At 67.7% G+C, this 22683-nt stretch carries 16 protein-coding genes and 3 riboswitches; of the genes, 9 read left to right on the top strand and 7 right to left on the bottom strand.

Translation table 11 applies throughout. The features are described 5' to 3' along the window. Positions 1–19: 19 nt before the first annotated feature. Both PSR88_RS15105 and PSR88_RS15100 read left to right on the top strand, forming a co-directional pair. Entirely contained in the window at positions 20–1216 is a 1197-nt protein-coding gene (locus tag PSR88_RS15105) for a CaiB/BaiF CoA transferase family protein (protein ID WP_011595614.1), read from the top strand. Beyond that, positions 1216–2724, top strand: a complete 1509-nt coding sequence (locus PSR88_RS15100; RefSeq protein ID WP_029539052.1) for a carboxyl transferase domain-containing protein — start codon at positions 1216–1218, stop codon at positions 2722–2724. The genes PSR88_RS15105 and PSR88_RS15100 overlap by 1 nt, the downstream gene beginning before the upstream one ends. Positions 2725–2793: 69 nt before the next feature. Here PSR88_RS15100 and PSR88_RS15095 read toward each other — a convergent pair whose 3' ends face one another. From PSR88_RS15095 to gcvP, 5 genes are read right to left on the bottom strand one after another with little or no spacing between them, the layout of a single operon-like run. Then, entirely contained in the window at positions 2794–4176 is a 1383-nt protein-coding gene (locus PSR88_RS15095; protein WP_016882201.1) for an L-serine ammonia-lyase, read from the bottom strand. A gap of 3 nt (positions 4177–4179) precedes the next feature. After that, complete coding sequence (gene glyA / locus PSR88_RS15090; protein WP_016882202.1) at positions 4180–5448, bottom strand: serine hydroxymethyltransferase; 1269 nt, start codon at positions 5446–5448, stop codon at positions 4180–4182. After that, a complete protein-coding gene (gene gcvH / locus PSR88_RS15085) occupies positions 5445–5849 on the bottom strand; it encodes a glycine cleavage system protein GcvH (RefSeq protein WP_009475688.1) in 405 nt (134 codons plus the stop codon). The genes glyA and gcvH overlap by 4 nt, the downstream gene beginning before the upstream one ends. A gap of 38 nt (positions 5850–5887) precedes the next feature. Further along, positions 5888–7003 carry a glycine cleavage system aminomethyltransferase GcvT gene (gene gcvT / locus PSR88_RS15080; protein WP_011595610.1) on the bottom strand — a complete coding sequence of 372 codons (1116 nt, stop codon included), beginning with the start codon at positions 7001–7003 and terminating at the stop codon, positions 5888–5890. After that, positions 7000–9954: an aminomethyl-transferring glycine dehydrogenase gene (gene gcvP / locus PSR88_RS15075; RefSeq protein ID WP_016882203.1), complete on the bottom strand. Its 2955-nt coding sequence runs from the start codon at positions 9952–9954 to the stop codon at positions 7000–7002. Before gcvP ends, gcvT begins: the two co-directional genes overlap by 4 nt. Before the next feature lie 121 nt (positions 9955–10075). Continuing rightward, positions 10076–10167: riboswitch (glycine riboswitch) on the bottom strand. A 285-nt stretch (positions 10168–10452) separates the two neighbouring features. Between gcvP and lipA the strand changes: the two genes are divergently transcribed. The 5 genes from lipA (at position 10453) to PSR88_RS15050 (ending at position 16005) form a co-directional block, all read left to right on the top strand. Beyond that, positions 10453–11382: a lipoyl synthase gene (gene lipA / locus PSR88_RS15070; RefSeq protein ID WP_016882204.1), complete on the top strand. Its 930-nt coding sequence runs from the start codon at positions 10453–10455 to the stop codon at positions 11380–11382. A gap of 34 nt (positions 11383–11416) precedes the next feature. After that, positions 11417–12790, top strand: coding sequence for a dihydrolipoyl dehydrogenase (gene lpdA / locus PSR88_RS15065; RefSeq protein ID WP_016882205.1), 1374 nt, complete (start codon positions 11417–11419; stop codon positions 12788–12790). 161 nt (positions 12791–12951) lie between these two features. After that, a riboswitch (glycine riboswitch) is annotated at positions 12952–13043 on the top strand. A 3-nt stretch (positions 13044–13046) separates the two neighbouring features. Then, positions 13047–13147, top strand: a riboswitch (glycine riboswitch). Between the two features lie 123 nt (positions 13148–13270). Continuing rightward, positions 13271–13963: a DUF5058 family protein gene (locus PSR88_RS15060; RefSeq protein ID WP_016882206.1), complete on the top strand. Its 693-nt coding sequence runs from the start codon at positions 13271–13273 to the stop codon at positions 13961–13963. Positions 13964–13992: 29 nt separating this feature from the next. Further along, the gene (locus PSR88_RS15055; RefSeq protein WP_016882207.1) at positions 13993–14730 is read left to right on the top strand and encodes a hypothetical protein; all 738 of its coding nucleotides are present in this window, start codon (positions 13993–13995) and stop codon (positions 14728–14730) included. A gap of 51 nt (positions 14731–14781) precedes the next feature. Then, positions 14782–16005, top strand: a complete 1224-nt coding sequence (locus tag PSR88_RS15050; RefSeq protein WP_029539055.1) for an amidohydrolase — start codon at positions 14782–14784, stop codon at positions 16003–16005. Between the two features lie 69 nt (positions 16006–16074). Here PSR88_RS15050 and PSR88_RS15045 read toward each other — a convergent pair whose 3' ends face one another. Beyond that, positions 16075–17430 (bottom strand): MFS transporter, encoded by a 1356-nt coding sequence (locus PSR88_RS15045; protein WP_011595602.1) that lies wholly within the window; start codon positions 17428–17430, stop codon positions 16075–16077. A 197-nt stretch (positions 17431–17627) separates the two neighbouring features. Here PSR88_RS15045 and PSR88_RS15040 point away from each other — a divergent pair, with 197 nt between their 5' ends. Both PSR88_RS15040 and PSR88_RS15035 read left to right on the top strand, forming a co-directional pair. Then, on the top strand, positions 17628–20060 hold the full coding sequence (locus tag PSR88_RS15040; RefSeq protein ID WP_016882209.1) for a response regulator: 2433 nt from the start codon (positions 17628–17630) through the stop codon (positions 20058–20060). A gap of 42 nt (positions 20061–20102) precedes the next feature. Then, complete coding sequence (locus PSR88_RS15035) at positions 20103–21143, top strand: YihY/virulence factor BrkB family protein (protein ID WP_011595599.1); 1041 nt, start codon at positions 20103–20105, stop codon at positions 21141–21143. Between the two features lie 32 nt (positions 21144–21175). On the opposite strand, the gene PSR88_RS15030 is transcribed toward PSR88_RS15035, so the two are convergent. Then, the gene (locus PSR88_RS15030; protein WP_011595598.1) at positions 21176–22672 is read right to left on the bottom strand and encodes a flavin-containing monooxygenase; all 1497 of its coding nucleotides are present in this window, start codon (positions 22670–22672) and stop codon (positions 21176–21178) included. Positions 22673–22683 lie beyond the last annotated feature (11 nt).

The following is a 22683-nucleotide window of genomic DNA, read 5'->3' as shown; positions in this document are numbered from 1 at the left end:
AAGTAACGGGTGGTTTCACATGTCCACGAACACGATGGAGCGCACAGGTCCGCTGCAAGGAGTGGTCGTCGTCGATCTGACCCGCGCACTCGCGGGCCCCCACGCGGCGATGATGCTCGGCGACCTCGGCGCCGACGTCATCAAGATCGAGACCCCGCACGGCGGCGACGACACCCGCGGATGGGGGCCGCCCTTCGTGGAGCCGGCCGACGCCGAGCGGGAATCGACGTACTTCCTGTCCGCGAATCGGAACAAGAAGTCGATCACCCTCGACCTCAAGGCCGAAGACGGACGCACCACCCTCGAATCCCTCATCCGGCGCGCCGACGTCCTCATGGAGAACTTCCGCACCGGCGTCCTCGACCGCCTGGGATTCACCACCGAACGCCTCGCGGAGCTGAACCCGCGCCTGGTCGTCCTGTCCATCAGCGGATTCGGTCACGACGGACCCGAAGGCGGACGCGCGGGGTACGACCAGATCGCGCAGGGCGAGGCCGGACTGATGTCGCTGACCGGACCCAATCCCGACGACGTCCAGCGCGTCGGCGTCCCCATCGCGGACCTGCTCGCCGGCATGTACGGGGCGTTCGGCGTCGTCGCCGCCCTGCAGGAACGAGAGCGCACCGGACGGGGTCGCGTCGTGCGAACGTCGTTGCTGGCCAGCGTCGTCGGCGTGCACGCCTTCCAGGGAACGAAGTGGACCGTCGCCGGCGAGGTCGGCGAGGCGCAGGGCAACCACCATCCGTCGATCTCGCCCTACGGGCTGTTCCGCACCGCCGACGGAGCCGTCCAGATCTCGGTCGGCAGCGAAGGACTGTGGAAGAGGTTCTGCGCGGGCTTCCACCTCGATCCGGAAACCCCCGGAATGGCCACGAATCCCGAGCGCGTCGAGAACCACAAGCAGGTCCTGGAACTGGTCGAGGACGCGTTCGGCGCGTACACCAGCGACGAACTTCTCGTCGAACTCGACCGCATCGGAGTGCCTGCGGGACGCGTCCGGACGATCTCCGAAGTCTACGAATGGGAGCAGACCAAGTCGCAGGGACTGCTCATCGACGTCGACCACCGCACACTCGGCAACATCACCCTGCCCGGCCCGCCCCTGCGGTTCTTCGAACCGGACGGCACCGAGGTCACCGAGACCCGGCACACCGCACCACCGGTCCTCGGCGCGGACAACGACACCGTGCTGTCGTGGCTGAAAGAGTGCAGCTGATGGCTCGCCTGACCGCTCCCGATTTGCTCGACCTCGTGGTCGACGCCGGCACCTGGGAGTCGTGGGACACGCCCCCGATCCAGGTCGCGGCGGACCCCGAGTACGCCGACGAACTTCTTCGCGCACAGGAGAAGACCGGCCTCGACGAGGCGGTGCTGACCGGAGTGGCCACCATCCGTGGCCGCCGAACGGCAATCCTCGTCTGCGAATTCGGCTTTCTCGGCGGCTCCATCGGAGTGGCCGCAGGCGAGCGTCTGGTCGCCGCGATCCGGCGCGCTACGCGCGAGCGCCTTCCGCTGCTCGCCCTGCCCACGTCGGGCGGCACGCGAATGCAGGAGGGAACGACCGCGTTCCTGCAGATGGTCAAGATCACGGCGGCGGTGATCAAGCACAAGGAGGCGCACCTGCCGTATCTCGTCTACCTCCGGAGTCCCACGACCGGCGGGGTGTTCGCGTCCTGGGGATCGTTGGGGCACGTCACCATCGCGGAACCGGGAGCGCTCGTCGGCTTCCTCGGACCGCGCGTGTTCGAGGCGCTGTACGAGTCGCCGTTCCCGGCGGGCGTCCAGACCGCCGAGAACCTGCACGCGCACGGACTCATCGATGCCGTGCGGCCGCCGGATCAGCTCGCCGAGATCGTCGACCGTGCGCTGCGCATCATCACCTCCAGTCGTGCCTGCCGGCCGTCGCTCGCCGACGCCTCGGTGCCCGAGAGTCTCCCGGATGTCCCCGCGTGGGATTCGGTGGTCGCCTCGCGCCGCGAGGACCGGCCCGGGGTGCGGGAGGTGATGTTCCACTCGGCGTCGGATGTTCTTCCGCTCAACGGAACCGGTCAGGGAGAGGTCGATCCGGGCTTGATCCTCGCCCTGGTCCGGTTCGGTGACATGCCGTGCGTCCTGCTCGGCCAGGACCGTCGAGGGCAGACCACGCGGTCGCCACTCGGCCCGGGCGCCCTGCGGGAGGCGCGCCGCGGAATGCGGCTGGCGGCGGAACTGAACCTGCCGTTGGTGACGGTCATCGACACCGCCGGAGCGGCGTTGTCGAAGGAGGCGGAGGAAGGCGGTCTCGCCGGTGAGATCGCCCGCTGCATCGCCGACATGGTCTCGCTCGACGTCCCCACCATCTCCCTGCTGCTCGGGCAGGGCACCGGCGGCGGCGCGCTCGCGTTGATCCCGGCCGACCGGGTGCTCGCGGCCCAGCACGGCTGGCTCTCACCCCTGCCGCCCGAAGGTGCGAGCGCGATCCTGCACCACGACATCGCGCACGCTCCGGACATGGCCGCCCGGCAGGGAATCCGGTCGTCCGATCTCCTCGCGAGCGGCATCGTGGACGAGGTGATCCCCGAATTCCCGGATGCGGCAGACGAATCCACGGCGTTCTGCACCCGGGTGGGTGCGATACTCCACCGCGAACTGTCGCTCCTCGATTCGGCAGACACCACCCAGCGACTCTCCGACCGTGCGGAGCGATTCGACCGGATCGGTCTGTTGCAGCCCGCACACGCATGACCGCGGTGCCGGGGATCCCGATCGGATCCCCGGCACCGCGTCCGTGCGGTGGTCCGCGCCTGACTTACGTCAGCATTCGACGAGGTTCACCGACACGTTCACGGCGAGACCACCGGTGGAGGTCTCCTTGTACTTCGAGCTCATGTCGGCGCCGGTGGCCCGCATCGTCTCGATGACCTGATCCAAACTGACCCGGTGGGTGCCGTCGCCGCGCAGAGCCATCCGGGCGGCGTTGATCGCCTTGCCCGCCGAGATGGCGTTGCGTTCGATGCACGGGATCTGCACCAGGCCCCCGATGGGATCACACGTCAGACCGAGACTGTGTTCCATCGCGATCTCCGCCGAATTCTCCACCTGCTCCGGGCTGCCACCGAGGATCTCGGCGAGGCCGGCGGCGGCCATGGACGCCGCGGAACCCACCTCGCCCTGGCAGCCCACCTCGGCCCCGGAGATCGAGGCCCGTTCCTTGTACAGGGATCCGATTGCGCCTGCCGTCAACAGGAATCGCACCGCCGTGCCGTCCGGATCCGCCTTTCCGGCGGGGGTGTAGTGCAGCGCGTAGTGCAGGACCGCCGGGATGATGCCGGCCGCCCCGTTGGTGGGGGCGGTGACGATCCGTCCGCCGGACGCGTTCTCCTCGTTGACGGCGAGGGCCACCAGGTTCACCCAGTCCTCGGCGAACGCGGGATCACGATCGGGATCCTCGACGTTCAGCCGCTCGTACCAGCCGCGGGCGCGGCGGCGTACCCGCAGACTGCCGGGCAGGTACCCGTCCCGGCTGATTCCGCGTCGCTGACACTCGACCATCACGTCCCGGATGTGCAGGAGCCGCGCCCGGACCTCCGGCTCGGGCCGGAGGGCGCTTTCGTGCTCGAGCATGATCTCACTGATCGTGAGCCCGTAGTGCTCGCTGAGGTCGAGCAGTTCGCGCGCCGACCCGAACGACAGCGAATTCGTGCCTGCGTCGACGGGCAGTTCCGGTTCGGCGCCGGTGACGACGAATCCGCCGCCGATCGAGAAGTACGTCTGCGCGTGCAGTTGGCGACCGGTGACGCCGGTGGCGGTGAGGGTCATGCCGTTGGGGTGAAAATCCAGGACCGTCAACGGGTGCAGCACCATCTCATCCTCGGCGAGCGGGATGTCGACCGTCCCGCCGAGGCGGATCCGCCGACTCGCCCGCACCTCGTCGAGTCGCGTCTCCATCTCCTCCGTGGCGATGGTGTCGGGCCGATACCCCTCGAGGCCGAGGAGGATCGCCGACATGGTGCCGTGGCCGGCGCCGGTGGCCGCGAGCGATCCGTACAGATCGACACGGACACCGGCGACGTCCCCGAGGAGGCCGAGTGCGTCGAGGTCGTCGACGAACGTGCCCGCCGCCCGCATCGGCCCGACGGTATGCGAACTCGAGGGTCCGATACCGACCGAGAACAGGTCGAACACACTGATCGTCACGAGTTACAAGCCCGGGTAGAGGGGGTACTTGTCCGCGAGCACCCGGACCTGGGCGGCCAACCCGGACGTGTCCGCGTCGGCGGGCGCGACGAGGGCCTGGGCGATCAGGTCGGCGACGGTCGCGAAGTCGTCCCGGCCGAAGCCGCGGGCGGCGAGTGCCGGGGTGCCGATACGCAGACCGGACGTCACCATCGGCGGCCGTGGATCGAACGGAACGGCGTTGCGGTTGACGGTGATTCCGATCGCATCGAGGCGGTCCTCGGCCTGCTGCCCGTCGATGGCGGCATCCCGCAGGTCGACGAGGACGAGGTGCACGTCCGTGCCGCCGGTGAGGACGCTGATTCCGGCTTCCTTGACGTCGGGTCGGCTGAGCCGTTCGGCGAGCACCTTCGCGCCGTCCAGGCAGCGTTCCTGACGCTCCGCGAATTCGGGTTCGGCCGCCATCTTGAATGCCGTTGCCTTGCCCGCGATCACGTGTTCCAGTGGGCCGCCCTGCTGGCCGGGGAACACCGCGGAGTTGATCTTCTTCGCGATGGCGGCGTCGCCCGTCAGGATGATGCCGCCGCGGGGTCCGCCGAGGGTCTTGTGCGTCGTCGACGTGACGACGTGTGCGTGCGGGACGGGAGACGGGTGGAATCCGGTGGCGACCAGACCCGCGAAGTGGGCCATGTCGACCATCAGGTACGCGCCGACCTCGTCGGCGATTTCCCGGAAGCGGGCGAAGTCCAGGTGCCGGGGGTAGGCCGACCAGCCGGCGATGATCAGCTGCGGCCGGTGCTCGCGTGCTGCCTTCGCCACCTCGTCCATGTCGATGAGGTAGTCCTGTTCGGACACCCCGTAGGCGGCGACGTTGTAGAGCTTGCCGGAGAAGTTGAGGCGCATGCCGTGCGTGAGGTGGCCGCCGTCGGCGAGGGACAGTCCGAGGATCGTGTCGCCCGGCTCGATCAGCGCGTGCATCACCGACGCGTTCGCGGTGGCGCCGGAATGCGGTTGCACGTTGGCGTATTCGGCGGCGAACAGCGCCTTGACGCGATCGATGGCGAGCTGCTCGATCGTGTCGACGTGCTCGCAGCCGCCGTAGTAGCGCCGCCCGGGGTAGCCCTCGGCGTATTTGTTGGTCAGCACGGAACCCTGCGCCTGCATCACCGAAAGCGGGGCGTGGTTCTCCGACGCGATCATCTCGAGGCCGGTGCGCTGGCGCTCCAGCTCCTTGCCGATCAGTGCGGCGACGTCCGGGTCGAAATCCGCGAGGTCGCGGTTCAGGACACTCATGCCTGCACCCCGTTCTTCTCGGCATACTCGGCCGCGGTGAGCAGCTCGCCGGCGGCGGACGGCTGGACGGCGAACAGCCAGCCCTCCCCGTAGGGGTCGGAGGTGACCAGTCCGGGGTCGTCGACGGCGGCGGTGTTGATCAGGGTGACCCGGCCGCTCACCGGCGGGTACAGCTCGGACACGGTCTTCGTGGACTCGACCTCGCCGCACGATTCGCCGGCGACGATGGTCGCGCCGACCTCCGGCAGGTCGACGAAGACCAGCTCGCCGAGCGAGTTGACGGCGACGGAGGTGATGCCGACGCGGACCGGTTCGTCGGGGAGGGCGGCGCCCGGCTCGATCAGGACCCACTCGTGGTCGTCGGTGTAGCTGCGGTCGTCGGGGAAGGCGTGCGAAGACATGGTGTGACCCTTTCGGGGCTGAAGTGGGCGGGAACGGTTCAGGAGCGGCGGTAGAACGGCGACGGGGTGACCACGAACGGTTCCTTCTTGCCGCGGATGTCGACCGTCAGTTCGGTGCCGGGTTCGCGGAACGCGACGTCCACGAAGGCGAGCGCGATCGGATGCCCGAGTGTCGGAGACAACGCCCCGGACGTGATGGTGCCGACCGCCGACTCACCGGCCGCGTCCAACACGGTGTACTCGGCGCGGGCGGCCCGGCGCCCGCCTCCGGCGAGGCCGACGAGCACCCGCTGCGGGGCCTGATCCGACAACGTCTGCAGCGCATCGCGGCCGACGAAGTCCTTGTTCAGCCGGACCACCTTGCCGAGCCCGGCTTCGTACGGATTCGTGTCGAGGGTCAGTTCGTGGCCGTACAGGGCCATTCCGGCCTCGAGGCGGAGGGTGTCGCGGCACGCGAGGCCGGCGGGGACGCCGCCGCGGGCGGTGGTGGCGTCGAGCAGTGCGCGCCACAACTGCACGGACAGTTCGTTCGGCACGTACAGCTCGAACCCGTCCTCCCCGGTGTATCCGGTGCGGGCGAGGAGGACGTCGATGCCGGCGACCACCGCGCGCGTGACCGCGTAGTACTTCAACTCCGCCACCGTCTCGACCTGCTCGGCGGGAACGAGGGACTGCACGACGTCCTGCGCGGCCGGTCCCTGCACCGCGATCAGCGCGGTCTCCGAGGATTGGTCGTCGACCCTGGCGGAGAAGCCCTCGACGCGTGCCGCCAGTTCGCGGTGCACCGTCGGGGCGTTGGCCGCGTTGGCCACGACGAGGAAATGCTCGTTGGCGAGACGGTAGACGACCAGATCGTCGATGACTCCGCCGCCCGCATTGCACAAGAGGGAGTACTTGGCCCTGCCGACGCCGATCTTCGAGAGTTCGCCGGCCAGAGCGTAATCCAGGACCGCTCCGGATTCAGGGCCGGTGACCGCGATCTCGCCCATGTGTGAGAGGTCGAACAGTCCGGCGGTCTTGCGGACGGCGTGGTGCTCGGCGAGTTCGCTGTCGTACTTCAGCGGCATCTGCCAGCCCGCGAAGTCGGTGAAATGGGCCCCCAGTGCGCCGTGCTCGCCGAGCAGCGGGGACGCGGGCGTCGTGGTGAGGGTCATGCGAAGGCCTCCTCGGGGGTCTCGGCGATGGCCGAAGTGTCGATGTCGGTGGTGTTCTCGAAGGCCTCGGGTGCCGGGCACGAGCAGACGAGGTTGCGGTCGCCGTGGACGCCGTCGATGCGACGCACCGGGGGCCAGTATTTGGCGGCGCGAAGCGATGCGACGGGGTAGGCGGCGAGGTGGCGCGGGTAGGGCAGATCCCATTCGTCCGCGGTCACCTGTTCGGCGGTGTGCGGGGCCTGACGCAGCGGGCTGCGCTCGAGCGGCCACACGCCGTCGCCGACCAGGTCGATCTCGCGGCGGATGGACACCATCGCCTCGATGAAGCGGTCGAGTTCGGCCAGGTCCTCGGACTCGGTCGGTTCGACCATCAGGGTGCCGTTGACAGGGAACGACAGGGTGGGCGCGTGGAAGCCGTAGTCGATCAACCGCTTCGCGACATCCTCGGCGGTGACGCCGGTCGCCTTGGTGACGTGCCGGAGGTCGAGGATGCACTCGTGTGCCACCAGACCGGACGGGCCGGTGTAGAGGACCGGGAAATGCCGATCCAGTGACTGGGCGACGTAATTGGCTGCGAGCACCGCGGTTTCGGTGGCGCTCGTCAGCCCGTCCGGACCCATCAGCGCGATGTACGCCCACGTGATGGGCAGGATGCCGGCCGATCCGTAGTTGGCCGCCGACACCGGGGTGCCGAGGTCGTCGCCGCCCAACGGGTTACCGGGCAGGAACGGCGCCAGATGCTCGCGCACCGCGACAGGCCCGACACCGGGACCGCCGCCGCCGTGTGGGATGCAGAACGTCTTGTGCAGGTTCAGGTGTGAGACGTCGCCGCCGAACTTGCCTGGCTGTGCGAGGCCGACCAGCGCATTGAGGTTCGCGCCGTCGACGTACACCTGCCCGCCGGCCTCGTGCACCAGATCGCAGACCGTCCGCACGTCGTTCTCGTACACGCCGTGAGTGGACGGGTAGGTCAACATGATCGCGGCGATCGCGCCCTCGTGCGCCGCGATCTTCGCGCGCAGGTCGCCCACGTCGATGTTGCCGTTCTCCGCGGTCGCGACGACGACGACCTTCATGCCCGCGAGAACCGCGGATGCGGCGTTGGTGCCGTGCGCGGACTGGGGGATGAGGCAGACGTTGCGTTCGAAGTCGCCGCGGGATTCGTGATAGCCGTGGATCGCGAGCAGGCCGGCCAGCTCGCCCTGGGATCCGGCATTGGGCTGCAACGACACCCGATCGTAGCCGGTGATCTCGCCGAGCCAGCGTTCCAGGTCGGCGACGAGTTCGAGGTAGCCCGCCGTCTGCGCGACCGGGGCGTACGGGTGGATGGACGCGAATCCGGGCCAGCTGATCGGTTCCATCTCGACGGCGGAGTTCAATTTCATCGTGCACGATCCGAGCGGGATCATGGTGCGGTCGAGCGCGAGGTCCTTGTCCGACAGCGTGCGCAGGAAGCGGAGCATCGCGGTTTCGGAGCGGTGATCGTGGAACACGGGGTGCTGCAGGTAGTTCGACGTCCTGGCGAGTGCCGACGGCAGTTCGGGCACCGCGACGGTCGTCGGCTGCGCACCGAACACGGCGACCACCCGCCGGACGATGTCGTCGGTGGTGCACTCGTCGCAGGCGATCGTGACGTGATCGGCGTCGACGAGACGGAGGTTGATGCCGTCCCGATCGGCCGACTCCACGATCGCCCCGGCACCCGCCGGGACCCGCACGAGAACCGTGTCGAAGAAGCTGTCGTGCACGATCGTGTGACCGGCGGCGCGCAGGCTTCCTGCGATGGTCGTCGCGTGGGTGTGCACCCGATTCGCGATGGCGCGCAACCCCTCCGGACCGTGGTAGGCGGCGTACATCGCGGCGACGTTCGCGAGCAGCGCCTGCGCCGTGCAGATGTTGCTGGTCGCCTTGTCGCGCCGGATGTGCTGTTCGCGGGTCTGCAGAGCCAGCCGGTAGGCGGTCTTCCCGTCGACGTCGACGGACACTCCGACGAGACGGCCGGGCAGCATGCGCTCGAGCCCGCTGCGCACGGCCATGTAGCCGGCGTGCGGTCCGCCGAAGAACAGGGGCACACCGAATCGCTGCGCCGACCCGACGGCGATGTCGGCGCCCTGCTCGCCGGGCGGTGTCAGAATCGTCAGCGACAGCAGGTCCGCCGCGACGGTGGTCAGGGCGCCGCGCGCCTTCGCCGCGGCGATCATCGGAGCCAGGTCGCGCACCGCGCCGCTCGCACCGGGCGCCTGGAAGACCACCCCGAACATGTCACCGTCGGGCAGTTCCCCGGACAGTTCCGCGACCACCACCTCGATGCCCACTGCTTTCGCCCGTCCCCGGACGACGGCCAGTGTCTGTGGCAGGCAGTCCGCGTCGAGGACGACGCGGTTGGTGGCGGACTTCGACTTGTTCGCGCGCCGCATCAGCAGTACCGCCTCCATCACGGCGGTCGCCTCGTCGAGCAGCGACGCGCCGGCCAGGGGAAGGGCGGTCAGATCCTCGATGACGGTCTGGAACGTCAGCAGCGCCTCCAGCCTGCCCTGGGAGATCTCCGGTTGGTACGGGGTGTAGGCCGTGTACCAGGCGGGGGACTCGAGCATGTTCCGTCGCAACACCGCGGGAGTGATGGTGTCGGAGTACCCGAGGCCGATCATCTGGACGCGGGTCTCGTTGCGCTCCGACAGCGCCCGCAGATCGGCGAGAACCTGCTGCTCGGACCTCGCCGCGGGCAGATTCAAGGGCTGTGAGCTGCGGATCTGGTCCGGCACCGCGCTGTCGATCAGGTTCGCGAGACTGTCGTAACCGAGGGCGTCGAGCATCCGCCGTGACGCGGCGGCATCAGGACCGATGTGGCGGGACGGAAAGTCGCTGGTGAGGGGCACGCCGCGGATGGCGGTGCGGGGTTCTGCTGGCACGAGGTGACTCCGGTTTCGTTGAGTCCGGACCGCACCGGACATCGACAAGGGGCACCTCCCCGCTCTGTCCTGAAACCTGAGAGTTTGGGCGCACCGCAACTGCGGTGTGCTCTTCACCTTCGGTAAGTTCCGGCCGTACGGCCGATACTTTCTCCAGAGTTGCCTCTGCGCTGCGGTACTGGGGCCTGAGAGATTCCCGGGGAGGAAGTTGCTCCTACGGCGCCTCCGAAACGGAGGTTCTCCCGCTGCGCGTCAACGGCGTCTTCAGTTGTGGTTGGCCAAACAGTACACAGACGCCGCGGGTTTGTCTCCTCGGACCGACGGTGTTGCCAAAAGTCCTCGTCGTTTGGCATCCTCGATGCATCTTCGCTCGGACGTGACCGCACACGCCGGGCGATCAGAGCCCAGATGCCCGCAGCCCCAACGGTTGTCGATGTGTGCTCGCTCTCCCCGATCACCCTTCCCTGGTGCCGCGCTGTCCACCGCGCGGGCCCGACGCCGCATACCGACCGGTTTCGACCGGTCCTAGGAGTTCCCCACATGACTGCACAGCCTGACGGCCGCCGACTGCTCCGCCTCGAAGTCCGCAACGCCAAGACTCCGGTCGAACGCAAACCGTCGTGGATGAAGGTGCAGATGCGGACAGGCCCCGAATACCGGGACCTCGCCGCTCTCGTCGAACGCGAGAACCTGCACACCGTGTGCCAGGAAGCGGGATGTCCCAACATCTTCGAATGCTGGGAGGACCGTGAGGCGACGTTCCTCATCGGCGGAAGCCAGTGCACCCGGCGGTGCGACTTCTGCCAGATCGACACCGGCCGGCCCGCCGCACTCGACCGGGGAGAGCCCAGCCGGGTCGCGGAGTCGGTGCAGACCATGGGCCTTCGGTACGCCACCGTCACCGGGGTTGCCCGCGACGATCTGCCGGACGGCGGCGCCTGGCTGTACGCGGAGACGGTGCGGCAGATTCACGAACTGTGCCCGGGCACCGGCGTCGAACTGCTGATCCCCGATTTCAACGCCGACGCCGCGCAACTACGCGAGGTGTTCGACACCCGTCCGGAAGTGCTGGCGCACAACGTGGAGACTGTTCCCCGGATATTCCGTCGTATCCGCCCTGCCTTCACGTACGAGCGTTCCCTCGAGGTGATCACCCGGGCCCGGGAGGACGGCCTGATCACCAAGTCGAACCTCATCCTCGGGATGGGGGAGACCGCGGACGAGGTGATTCAGGCCCTCCGGGATCTGCATACCGCCGGTTGCCAGTTGATCACGATCACCCAGTATCTGCGGCCGTCCGCCCGGCACCATCCGGTGGCGCGGTGGGCGAAACCGGACGAGTTCGTCATGCTCGACGGGATCGCCCGCGAGATCGGCTTCCTCGGCGTCCTGTCCGGTCCGCTCGTGCGCTCCTCCTATCGGGCCGGCCGCCTCCACGCGGAGGCCGTCGCCGCGACCGCAGTTCACTGAACCCCATCCTCTTCCGTTCCAGCAAGGAGTTCCCATGTCCCACCGATCAGCAGATGTCGTCATCCTCGGCGGCGGTTCCGGCGGCTACGCGGCCGCCATCCGCTCGGCCGAACTGGGCCGTTCGGTCATCCTCGTCGAGGAGAACGAACTCGGCGGCACGTGCCTGCATCAGGGATGCATTCCGACGAAGGCGCTGCTGCACTCCGCCGAGGTCGCCGACAGTGCCCGCACCGCCTCGCAGTTCGGTATCGACGTCACGTTCGACGGTGTCGACCTCGAGAAGGTCCTGAGCTACCAGAACACCATCGTCACCCGACTGCACAAAGGATTGCAGGGCCTCGTCGACTCGTACGGCATCACCGTCGTCAACGGCCGCGGACGGTTGGTCGGACCCAACGGAGTGGAGGTCGACGACGAGCTGATCACGGGCGCCGCCGTCGTCCTGGCGACGGGGTCGTCGCCGAAGACGCTGCCCGGCATCAGCATCGGCGGCCGGATCGTCACCAGCGAACAGGCGCTCGTGTTGCCGTCCGTCCCGAAGAAGGCGATCATCCTGGGCGGCGGCGTCATCGGCGTCGAATTCGCCAGTGTCTGGGCGTCGTTCGGTGCGTCGGTGACGATCGTCGAGGCGATGCCGCGGCTGGTGCCGAACGAGGACGAAACGACCTCCAAGTACCTCGAGCGGGCATTCCGTCGTCGCAAGATCGCCGCGAAGACAGGTGTGCGGGTGACGGAGGTGACGCAAGACGAGGATGCGGTGTCCGTCACCTTCGACTCCGGCGACGTGCTCGACGCCGACGTCGTGCTGGTCGCAGTGGGGCGCGGACCCAACACCGCGTCGATGGGGTACGAGGAGACCGGAGTGATGCTCGACAAGGGCTTCGTGGTGACCAGTGATCGACTGCGCACCACGGTCCCGAACGTCTTCGCGGTCGGCGACATCGTCCCCGGGCTCCAGCTGGCCCACCGTGGTTTCCAGCAGGGCATCTTCGTGGCGGAGGAGATCGCAGGGCTCCGTCCGGACGTCGTCGACGAGACCGGGATCCCGCGGGTCACCTACTCCCACCCCGAGGTCGCGTCGGTCGGGTTGACCGAGACCGCCGCCCGGGAGAAGTTCGGCGAGAACGTCGAGACCGTCACCTACGACCTCGCCGGCAACGGCAGGAGCCAGATCCTCAAGACGTCGGGAGCGGTCAAACTCGTGGTGGCGCCGACCGGGGTCGTCGTCGGCGTGCACATGGTCGGCGACCGCGTCGGGGAGCTGATCGGTGAGGCGCAGCTGCTCTACAACTTCGAGGTCGATGCCGCGCAGGCGGCGAAGTTCGTGCACGCCCACCCCACCCAGGGCGAGGCGCTCGGTGAGGCACTGATGGCAGTGGCCGGTAAACCACTGCACGTCCACGGCTGACACTCACATGGGGTGTTCGGCATGCGAACGCGCACTGGCGATTTCCGCCCGGGAGTGTGAGTTAACACGCCGGAACGGTGAAGTCATCCTTTCGTAATACGTCTGCGGAACAGTACGTCCCGAGTCAGTTCGATTCGGAACCATCACGGTGGTTTCTCCCTATGAACCTGGCTGGAGAGTTCCGGGACCGAGTCCCGGACGCCGAAGGAGCAAGTACCCACAAACTCTCAGGCACCAGGACAGTCAGGGTCGGGAACTCTGGAGAGCAGCGTGTCGGCTGTAACGGCACGTTCACCGACGGGGCACGATGACCACTCCCACGAGTGTGTCTCCAAACTCTCAGGTTACGGAACAGAGCGGGTGTCAGCCGAGGCGATCCACCGGATCACCCTCACATCGCTCGAGCGATCGGTTCGCCGGTTACTCACGCTCCCTGGGAGATCCATGAATGTGACTGCTAGTGGGACATCCACGGACATCATGGCTGTCGCCAACTCGCCTGTTCTCTGGGTGGCCGTTGCCGGCATCTTCGTCGTCATCGTCGTGCAGTCGGCGATCTACATGACCGCGGTCCGCAAGGTGGCACCCGTCGCGGACATGTCGCCGGAAGACATGAAAGTGTCGTTCCGCTCCGGCGCCGTCTCGGCGATCGGACCGTCCCTGGCGGTCTGCCTCGTGGCGATCGCCCTGCTCGCCCTCTTCGGGACGCCCGCCGTCCTGGCCCGCATCGGCCTGATCGGTTCCGCCGCGTACGACGTGTCCGCGGCCAGCATCGCCGCCGACTCCATGGGCGCGAAACTCGGTGCCGACACCTACACCCAGAATGTGTTCGTGGTCGCCTTCTTCGCGATGAGTATCGGCGGTGTGATGTGGATGCTGTCCGCGCTCGTCCTCACTCCGCTGCTCAAGCGGGGCGACGCGAAGATCCGCACCGTGAATCCGGCGTTGATGGCCGTCGTCCCGTCTGCCGCCCTGATCGGCGCGTTCGCGTCGCTGGGCTTCCAGGAACTGACGAAAACCAGCTATCACATCGTCGCGTTCGCCGCCTCCGCGGTCGCGATGGGGATCTGCCTCTTCGTGGCCCGGACGTTCGGCAAGGGCTGGCTCCGTGAATGGGGGCTGGGCATTTCGATCCTCGCCGCCCTCACCGTTACCTACCTGGTCACTTCCTGATTCACGACTCGCACGGAAAGGACTTTTCGATGACTACCGACGAAGCCGTAACGGTGTCCACCGGTGCGCGTGCACTCGCCGAGTTCGACAAGACGACGTCCCGCTGGGGTCGGATCACGATGATCGTGGGGCTGCTCCTGTCGATCGGTGCGCCCCTGTACCTGGTGTTCTCGGGTGAGGTGGACGTCACCGGAGGCCAGTTGTGGACCGCGTTCGCCGCGGTGGCCGGGACATTCTTCATCATCTGGCTGGTCGAACCGCTGACCTATTTCCCCATCCTCGGTCCGGCCGCGATGTACCAGGCGTTCATGATCGGCAACATCGCGAACAAGCTGTTGCCTGCCGCGCTCATCGCGCAGACGAACATCGGAGCCAAACCGGGAACCAAGCGGGCCGAACTGGCTGCGGTCCTGGCGATCTGCGGCGCCGCGATGGTGCACCTCGTGTCCCTGGCCGTGTTCGTGGGGCTGCTCGGCACCTGGCTGATCAGCGTGATTCCCGCCGACATCGTGACCGTCACCCGTTCCTACATCCTTCCCTCGGTCCTGGGGGCGGTCCTCGTCCAGGCGATCGTGTCGATGAAGCAGCCCCGGGCCACGGTGGTCGCGCTGCTGGTGGCCGCGGTCATCACGTTCGTGGTGGTTCCGGCGATGCCGAGCCTCGCGCTGTCGTCCACCGCCATCGCGGTGATCGTGACGGCGGTCCTCGCCTGGTTCCTGCGGAACAAGAACGACCAGAGCCCGGCCGAGCTCGCGACCATCGAGTAAGAATCGATGCGCGGAGACATCTCACCTTCACCTGATTCGAAAGAAGACTCCATGACCGACCTCCCGATCGCGCTCACCGACGAGCTGCGGACGAAGATGCACGACCTCTACTACCACTTGCACGCGAACCCGGAACTGTCCATGCAGGAACACAAGACCGCCGAGTTGATCCAGAGTTCCCTCGTCGCCCTCGGGATCGACACGTTCGTCTGCGGCGGCACCGGAGTGGTCGGTGTCCTGACCAACGGCGAGGGCCCCACGGTGGCCTTCCGCGCCGATTCCGATGGGCTGCCGATCGCGGAAGACACCGGCGTCGACTACGCCAGCGCCGCCACCGGACACCTCGACGACGGCACCGAGGTGCCCGTGATGCACGGCTGCGGCCACGACACACACGTCGCCACCCTGCTCACCGTCGCCGAACTGCTCGCAGGCGCGCGCGAGGCGTGGGCCGGAACGATCGTGTTCCTCTTCCAACCGGGCGAGGAAACGGCCGCCGGAGCGAAGGCCATGGTCGAGGACGGCCTGTGGGACCGGGCACCCAAGCCGGAGATCGTCTTCGGGCAGCACGTCGGGCCGATGCTGGCCGGAACCGTGCACATCACGAGTGGCGACGCGATGGCCATGGCCGATTCGCTGAAGGTCACCGTCTACGGCCAGGGCTCACACGGCTCCCAGCCCCAGGATTCGATCGACCCGATCATCCAGGGCGTCAACATGATCAACCGCATCCAGACCATCGTGTCCCGCGAAGTTCACCCCATGAAGCCGGCGGTCGTCACGGTCGCCACGTTCCATGCGGGGCTGAAGGAGAACATCATCGCGGACCGGGCCGAGTTCACGATCAACGTGCGCACCCTCGACCCCGAGGTGCGTGAGCAGGTCAATGCCGCGCTGCGCCGCATCATCTACGCCGAGGCCGACGCGTCCGGGGCGCCGAAGCCGCTGATCGAGGAGCTGTACACGTTCCCGCGCAACTACAACGATCCCGACGCCACCGCCGAACTGGTCGCCGAGCTGCAGAAGGTGCTGGGCGAGAACAACGTCACGCCGTCGACTCCGATGATGGGCTCGGAGGACTTCGGCCTGCTCGCCGAGGTGATCGGCGTTCCGTCGGTGTTCTGGATGTTCGGTGGCCACACCGCGGAAACCCTCGAGAGTGGAAAGCCTGTGCCGGTGAACCACTCACCGTTCTTCGCCCCCGTCACAGAGCCCACCCTGTCCACCGGCGTCCAGGCGGCGATGACGGCGATCCTGTCGAAGGTCGGGATCTAGGCCCTCCGGGCCCGTGAGTGGTTAACGAGTCTCTACACTCGTCAACCACGCACGGGTGGCGGAGCCGCCTCAGTGAGTGGTCAGCGGCGCGTCCGCGGTGGCGTCCCCGGCGTCCACGCCAGTCTTCTCGAACCGCAGTCGCGACACGGCGAGTCCGGCGAGCACGAAGGACGCGGCCACGAGGATGTACAGCTGGGTGGGCGACCAGTCGCGGTCGAGGAGGGCGCCCGCGACGATCGGGGACGCGATGGCGCCGACGCGGCCGATGCCGATGCCCCAGCCGACGCCGGTGGCCCGGACGGCGGGCGAGTAGACCGACGGCGTGATTGCGTACAGCCCGGCGATGCAGCCGTTGGCGAAGACGCCGATCAGGGCGCCGAGCCCGAACGCGATGACGATGGACGCGGTGGCGGGGACGAAGACGACGAGCAGCACGCCCGCGATCGCCATGTAGGCGATGAGCACGCGCTTCAGGGCGAAGCGTGCGGACAGCGCCCCGAGCAGGGTGGCGCCGAAGATGCCGCCGAGGTTGAGGAGCACTCCGCCGGTGACGCCCTGGTTCGCGGACATGCCCGCCTCGACCAGCAGTTTCGGGGTCCAGCTGGTGACGAAGTAGAAGCCGAACATCGCCATGAAGAACGCGAACCACACCAGGAGTGTGCTGCGGCGGCGCTGCGGTGACAGCAGGACGCGCATCGCGAATCCGGCGTCGGCGGTGGCGGCGGCGCGCGGTGCGGGCAGTCCGTCGAGTCGCGGCTGGCCGACCCGCTGGGCGAAGGCATTGATCCGGTCGAGGGCGTTGGCCGGTCGCCGGACGAGCAGGAAGTCGATGGATTCGGGGAGCCGGGCGTAGACGACGGGGATGATGGCCGCCGTGCACAGCCCGCCGAACAGGAACACCGAGCGCCAGCCGAGCGAGTTCTGCAGCACGACGGCGATGATTCCGCCGAGGGTGGCGCCGACGGCGTAACCGGTGGAGTTGAGACTCACCGCGAGCCCGCGCCAGCGGTTCGACGCGTACTCACTGGCGATGACGTTGCTGCTGGCGAGGATTCCGCCGATGCCGACGCCGGTGAGGGCGCGGAGCAGGCCGAGTTGCAACGCGCTCTGGCTGACCGCCGACAGCAGCATGCCCGTCGACGCGAGTGCCAGGCACAGCAGGATCATGGCGCGGCGGCCGATGGTGTCGGCCCACGGCGCCAGGAACAGCGAACCCGCGGCCATCCCGAACAGTCCGGCGCTGAGCAGGAGGCCGACGACCGAGCCGGACAGATCCCACTCCTGCGACACCGACTGGGCGGTGAACGCCATGACGAGGACGTCGAAGCCGTCGAGCACGTTGAGTAGACCGCAGATGGCGATGGCGCCCCATTGGTAGCGCGTCATCGGACTGCTGTCGATGCGTTCGCGTAGGTCGAATTGCATGCGCGGGACCTGCTCTTCCTCGGAGGTGGGCTGTGATGTGGCTCACGACTCACCTACCGTGGCGGACGGGTCACTCGAATCCAACTTCGCTTCCGAATGTCGGAAGACGAGAAGTGGCGGTTGCACGCGGTACTGGGCCATGATTTCCCTGTTGACAACAGACATGTCCGGGCGACCGGCAGTGGGCGGAAAGGTCCATGGATGTGACTGGCTCGGGTTTCGGTAATTCCTGGTCGGCGGATCGGTTGTTCGCCGGGCCGGGCGAGACACGGGAGCGGCTACGCCGCATCGATTGGGCGGCCACACCGCTGGGGCCGGTCGAGACCTGGTCTGTCGAGTTGCGGGCGGCAATACGCACCGTGCTGCCCTCCGAGGTCCCGATGTTGCTCTGGTGGGGTCCTGAGCTCGTGCAGATCTTCAACGACGCGTACACCCGGGTCCTCGGCGCCAAGTACCCCGCCGCGATCGGCGAACCCGGGGCCCAGTGCTGGGCGGAGATCTGGGACGAGGTGGGACCGCTCGCCGAGCAGGTGATGTCGGGCGGCGCGGCGACCTACACGGAGAATCAGCCGCTGTACCTGCTGCGGCACGGGTACCTCGAGGAGACGTACTGGACGTTCTCCTACAGTCCGGTACAGGACGAGGACGGGAACGTCGCCGGTGTCTTCGTCGCGACGACCGACGTGACCGCGACCGTGCTCGGGGAGCGGCGATTGGAGACGCTGCGGCAACTGGGCACGGTATCCACCGCGGGCGGCGACGACCCGCTCGTCGATGCCTGCCGTGCGGTCGTGCGCGTGCTCGGCGCCAGCGGACAAGACGTTCCGCTGGCCGCGATCTACCTCCGTCGGGAGGTCGCCGGTGGCTCGGGCGACGACGCCGCCGACGACCTCGTGCTCGTCGGTGCCGCCGGGGTGGACGACGACGGCGAGTTCAGGCCCGCCCGGATCCCGGCGACCGACGTCACCAGCCGCCGCGTCCAGGCGCCCGGCGAATCGTTCGAGCCCGCCGGGTCGAAGGCGGTGACGGAGGTGCGGCTGTGCCCGTTGATCGTGACGGGTCACGCGGAGCCGGTGGGTGTGCTCGTGCTCGGGATCAGTCCGTATCGCGCGTTCGACGACGCGTATCGGGGCTTCGCCGAGTTGGTCACGGCGAAGGTGTCGACGCTGATCTCGGACGCTCTGGCCTACGAGTTCGAACGGGACCGCGCCGCCGCGCTGGCGGAACTCGACGCGGCGAAGACGCGGTTCTTCCAGAACGTCAGTCACGAGTTCCGTACCCCGTTGACCTTGCTGCTGGGCCCCCTCGAGACTCTGCGTGAGCGGACCGGGGACGAGTTGCCCGCAGATCAGCGTGACGCGATCGCGGCCGCCTACCGGGCAGCGGTCCGGCTGCAGCAGCTCGTCGACGACCTCCTCGATCTGTCCAAGGCGGAAGCCGGCCAGCTGCTGCCCCGCCCGGAGCCGACCGATGTCGGCAGGCTGACCGCCGAATGCGTGAGCATGTTCGATTCCGCCGCCGTGCAGGCCGGACTCGCGCTCCGGGCCGATATCGACGAAGGCGCCGGTCCGGTCGAAGTGGACCGCGAGATGTGGGTGAAGATCGTGCTGAACCTCGTGTCGAACGCGGTCAAGTACACGCGGTCCGGATCCGTGTCCGTGGCGCTCCGCCAGGACGCCGGCCGGCTGGTGTTGAGCGTGACCGACACGGGGGTGGGCATTCCCGCCGAAGAACGGGAACGCGTATTCGACAGGTTCTATCGCGTCGAGGCCGGCGGGTCGGGCGGCGTCGGCATCGGGCTTTCCCTGGTGGCCGATTTCGCCGCTGCGCTCGGCGGTTCCGTCGAACTCGACAGCGCACCGGGCCGGGGCAGCACCTTCACTGTCCGCGTACCGCGGGTCCCGGCGCCGGACGGCGTGACCCCGCGCGCAGACGACCGACCCGTCGGCGCGGTGACGTCCTTCGGCGACATCGACCAGCGCGAACCGTCCGCCGAGGTCGCGCCGTCGACCGAACCCGGGGCGGACCGCCGCCGCATCCTGCTCGTCGAAGACCATCCGGACCTGCGGGCGTACCTCACACGATTGCTGCAGGAGCAGGGCTGGGACGTCGACGCCGTCGCCGACGCGGAGTCCGCACTGAAGCGCGTCGCCGTCCGCACGCCGCATCTCGTGCTCAGCGACGTCATGCTTCCCGGTCGCGACGGCATCGACTTCCTCCGCGAGCTGCGATCGGAGCAGTCGACGGCCCGGCTGCCGGTCGTTCTGCTCACCGCCCGAGCGGGAACGGAGCCGACCATCGACGGACTGAACCACGGCGCCGACGACTACATCGTCAAACCGTTTCAGCCGAGCGAACTCGTCGCGCGGGTGCGTGTTCATCTCGAAATGTCGTGGCTTCGTGAAACTCTGATCACGGACACCGAGCTCGAGACGGAACAACTGCGCAAAGCGCTGGATACGCGAACAACCCTCAGCCAAGCTGTCGGGCTGACCATGGCCGCCTTCCAGTGCGACGCCGACACCGCCTTCGACAAACTCGCCTCCTATTCGCAGAACCGCAACGTCAAACTTCGGGAGATCGCGGCAGAGGTCGTCGCGAACTTCACCGCAGGCACCGACCACGAATAAGGCCCCAGTTTCCCCGACCTGCGTTCCGGGTAGGCGTGACCGATGAACGACGATCAACACGCCGAACCGGAACCCGACGATCCGCGTAAGCCGGATTCGCCCGCGGACCTGACGAAACCGTCCTGGTGGTACGTCATCAGGAAGACGGCGCACGAGTTCACACGCGACCAGTGCACCGACCTGGCCGCCGCGCTGACGTACTACGCGGTCCTCTCGCTGTTTCCTGCGCTGCTGGCGCTGGTCTCGTTGCTGGGAGTGTTCGGTCAGGGGCAGCGCACCACCGACGCGGTCCTACAGATGGTCGACGACCTCGGGCCGTCCTCCGCCGTGGACACGTTGCGCGACCCCATCGCGCAACTGGTCGCAGCACCGACCGCGGGAATGGCCCTCGTCCTCGGCCTGCTGGGTGCGGTGTGGTCGGCGTCCGGCTACATCGGGGCGTTCGGACGCGCGATGAACCGCATGTACGAGGTCGAGGAGGGGCGTCCCGTGTGGAAACTCCGCCCCCAGATGCTGGCCGTCACCATCGTCGGCCTGGTTCTGGTCGCGGCCGCTGCGGCGATGCTCGCCCTGAGCGGCCCCGTCGCACGCTCGGTGGGTGACACGATCGGATTCGGCGACACCGCCCTGACCGTGTGGAACATCGCACGCTGGCCGTTCGTCCTCGGCATCGTCGTGGTAGCCGTGGCCATCCTCTACTACGTCACGCCCAACGTGAAGCAACCGAAGTTCCGCTGGATCAGCGCCGGCGCCTTCCTCGCCATCGTGACGTGGATCGTGGCGTCGGTCCTGTTCGGTCTGTACGTCGCCAACTTCGGCAGCTACAACAAGACGTACGGCTCCCTGGCCGGCGTGATCGTGTTCCTGCTCTGGCTCTGGATCACCAACCTGGCGTTGCTCTTCGGCGCCGAACTGGATGCCGAACTCGAACGCGGACGGGAATTGCAGGCCGGCATTCCGGCCGAGGACGAACTGCAATTGCCGCCCCGCGATACGCGCGTCTCCGACAAGAACGCCGAGAAGTACGAGCAGTACGTGCAGGAGGGCAAGGCGCTGCGCGAAAGCGAGGCCGCAGGCCCGTGAGTACTTATTAACCGCGGGCGGTTAAGAAGTACTCACGGGCGGCTGAAGGTCATGGCGTCGTCCAGGATCTTGCCGTGCCGCAATGCAACCAGGTCGCGGAAGTAGTTCATCCGCAGCCGCCACGGCGCTTTCGAACCCTGCTTCGGGAACGATTCCACCGACCGCAGCACGTATCCGGCGGCGAAGTCGAGGAACGGCTCCTCCTCGACCGAACTGTCGCGCTCAGGGGCGCATTGCGTGAACCCGTTCGCGTCCATGTGCGCGAGCAGACGGCAGACGTACTCGCACACCAGGTCGGCCTTGAGCGTCCAGGACGCGTTGGTGTACCCGATGACGAACGCGAAGTTGGGGACCCCGCTGAGCATCATTCCCTTGTAGGCCATAGTTTCGGTGAGGTCGATGTCGTGGCCGTCGACGGCGAGCGTCATCCCGCCGAACGCGAGCAGGTTCAAACCGGTTGCGGTGACGACCACATCGGCGTGCAACTCTTCACCGGACTTCAGCGTGATCCCGGTTTCGGTGAAGGTGTCGATGTGATCGGTCACGATCGACACCTCGTCGTTCCGAATGGCGCGGAACAGATCCCCGTTGGGGACCAGGCACAGTCGCTGATCCCACGGGTTGTATCGGGGCGTGAAGTGGGTGTCGATGTCGTACCCCTTCGGCAGCCACTTCTCCTGGAGTTGCCGGATGCGGCCCTTCATGAATTCCGGGTACCGCTGACACAGTTGGTAGATCGCGGTGGCGACCGATGCGTTCTTCAGGCGGGTGAGGCCGTAGGCGAGCTTGGCGGGCAGGTGGCGTCGCAGCTTGTTGGCCAGCTTGTCCTTCGCCGGCATAGAGATGATGTACGTGGGCGACCGCTGCAGCATTGTCACGTGGGCGGCGTCGGCAGCCATGGACGGCGCCAGCGTCACCGCGGTGGCGCCGCTGCCGATGATGACGACCCGCTTGCCCTCATAGTCGAGGTCCTCGGGCCACTGCTGCGGGTGGACGACGCGACCACCGAACCGGTCGAGCCCGGGGAACTCGGGGGTGTAGCCCTCGTCGTAGCGATAGTAGCCGCTGCAGGACATCAGGAAATCGGCTGTGAGCCGGACCGTCTCGCCGGTATCGGTGCGCTCGGCGTCGACCGTCCAGTGCGAATCCGCGGTAGACCACTCGGCACGAACGACCTTGTGCCGGAACCGGATGTTCCGGTCGATACCGTGCTCGGCCGCCGTGTCCTTGACGTACTCGAGGATCGACGGCCCGTCGGCGATGGACTTCTCACCCGACCACGGTTTGAACCGGTAGCCCAGGGTGTACATGTCGGAGTCGGAGCGAATGCCGGGGTAGCGGAACAGGTCCCACGTGCCGCCGATCGACTCGCGGCTCTCCAGGATCGCGTAGGTCCGTCGGGGAAAGTTGTCCTGCAGGTGGTATGCGGCACCGATCCCGGACAGTCCGGCTCCGATGATCAGCACGTCGACGTGTTCGACGGGCGTCTTCGCCCCGGTGGTCTCGGCGGCGGTCTCGGTGTGTGACATGAACGCTCTCT

The sequence above is a fragment of the Rhodococcus sp. DK176 genome (assembly GCF_038447315.2).
In the GTDB taxonomy this organism is placed as follows: domain Bacteria; phylum Actinomycetota; class Actinomycetes; order Mycobacteriales; family Mycobacteriaceae; genus Rhodococcus_F; species Rhodococcus_F jostii_A.
This window is presented reverse-complemented; position numbering and strand designations above follow the sequence as displayed.

Coding starts and splice junctions, on each gene's coding strand:
- PSR88_RS15100 (WP_029539052.1), top strand. CDS start 1,216: ATGGCTCGCCTGACCGCTCCCGATTTGCTCGACCTCGTGGTCGACGCC.
- gcvH (WP_009475688.1), bottom strand. CDS start 5,849: ATGTCTTCGCACGCCTTCCCCGACGACCGCAGCTACACCGACGACCAC.
- PSR88_RS15055 (WP_016882207.1), top strand. CDS start 13,993: ATGACTACCGACGAAGCCGTAACGGTGTCCACCGGTGCGCGTGCACTC.
- PSR88_RS15045 (WP_011595602.1), bottom strand. CDS start 17,430: ATGCAATTCGACCTACGCGAACGCATCGACAGCAGTCCGATGACGCGC.
- glyA (WP_016882202.1), bottom strand. CDS start 5,448: ATGAGTGTCCTGAACCGCGACCTCGCGGATTTCGACCCGGACGTCGCC.
- PSR88_RS15030 (WP_011595598.1), bottom strand. CDS start 22,672: ATGTCACACACCGAGACCGCCGCCGAGACCACCGGGGCGAAGACGCCC.
- PSR88_RS15050 (WP_029539055.1), top strand. CDS start 14,782: ATGACCGACCTCCCGATCGCGCTCACCGACGAGCTGCGGACGAAGATG.
- lpdA (WP_016882205.1), top strand. CDS start 11,417: ATGTCCCACCGATCAGCAGATGTCGTCATCCTCGGCGGCGGTTCCGGC.
- lipA (WP_016882204.1), top strand. CDS start 10,453: ATGACTGCACAGCCTGACGGCCGCCGACTGCTCCGCCTCGAAGTCCGC.
- PSR88_RS15105 (WP_011595614.1), top strand. CDS start 20: ATGTCCACGAACACGATGGAGCGCACAGGTCCGCTGCAAGGAGTGGTC.
- gcvP (WP_016882203.1), bottom strand. CDS start 9,954: ATGTCCGGTGCGGTCCGGACTCAACGAAACCGGAGTCACCTCGTGCCA.
- gcvT (WP_011595610.1), bottom strand. CDS start 7,003: ATGACCCTCACCACGACGCCCGCGTCCCCGCTGCTCGGCGAGCACGGC.
- PSR88_RS15060 (WP_016882206.1), top strand. CDS start 13,271: ATGGCTGTCGCCAACTCGCCTGTTCTCTGGGTGGCCGTTGCCGGCATC.
- PSR88_RS15040 (WP_016882209.1), top strand. CDS start 17,628: ATGGATGTGACTGGCTCGGGTTTCGGTAATTCCTGGTCGGCGGATCGG.
- PSR88_RS15035 (WP_011595599.1), top strand. CDS start 20,103: ATGAACGACGATCAACACGCCGAACCGGAACCCGACGATCCGCGTAAG.